This window comes from Synechococcus sp. 1G10 (assembly GCF_002252625.1).
Classification (GTDB): Bacteria; Cyanobacteriota; Cyanobacteriia; order PCC-6307; family Cyanobiaceae; genus Regnicoccus_A.
Genome location: NZ_NQKW01000068.1, coordinates 1 through 986, shown reverse-complemented (window position 1 = coordinate 986; position 986 = coordinate 1). Strand labels below are relative to the sequence as shown.

Sequence of the window (986 nt, the reverse complement as noted above, 5' to 3'; positions counted from 1 at the left end):
GGAACATCTGAAAAACCCGCTAAAATCAATCCAGATCCAAGACTGAGACTGGAACGGATGGCCGAACCCCTCCAGCTGGGCTTCACGGACTACGAGCAGATCCACGCCAAAAAGAGGACGCGTCGCCAGCGCTTCTTGGATGAGATGGAGATCACGGTTCCCTGGGAAGCATTCCTGGCCTTGATTGAGCCTGTGTATCACAAGCCGTCCAGCAAAGGAGGCCGTCCGCCAATTCCTTTGGAGGTGATGCTGCGGATTCACCTGCTGCAGCAGTGGTTCACGCTTTCAGATCCCTTGATGGAGGAGATGCTGATCGATACGCCCTGCTTCCGCCGTTTCGTAGGGATCGAGCCGATGGAGGGCAGGATCCCCGATGAAACTACGATTCTCAACTTTCGCCATCTGCTGGAAGAACATCGGATCGCGGAGCAAATCCTCGAGGGTGTGAGCCAGATGCTTAGCAAGAGGGGAGTGATGCTGAGGGAAGGCACGATCCTTGATGCCACGATCATCAATGCCCCCAGCTCCACCAAGAACAAGCGGAAGGAGAGGGATCCTGAAATGCACTCGGTGGCCAAGGGCAAGCAGTGGTTCTTTGGAATGCGCTGCCATATCGGCGTTGATGCCGCATCTGGCCTGGTCCATTCTGTTGAGAGCACTGCGGCTAACGTGCATGAGCTGAACACAGCAGCTGAACGGCTCCATGGGGATGAACGCCTCATCTACGGCGATGCAGGCCACATCGGCATCGAGAAACGAAACGACTTCCAGAACTGCGAGGCTGAGTTCAGAATTGCCATGAAGCCCGGCCAGCGCAGAGTGCTTCCAGAGACACCAGAGGGCAGGCTTCTGGATCTGATTGAGACGGCGAAGGCCCACTTCCGCGCCAAAGTGGAGCATCCCTTTCGCATCATCAAATGTCAGTTCGGATTCCGGAAGGTCTTCTACCGAGGTATCCGCAAGAACGACCTCAAGCTGAAGTTGCT

Annotated in this window: 1 protein-coding gene; it reads left to right on the top strand. The window is 55.8% G+C overall.

The genetic code is table 11. From position 1 onward, the window contains the following. Positions 1-57: 57 nt before the first annotated feature. Positions 58-986 (top strand): IS5 family transposase (locus CJZ82_RS17500; RefSeq protein ID WP_094557003.1); only part of this gene is annotated, 929 nt, incomplete at its 3' end.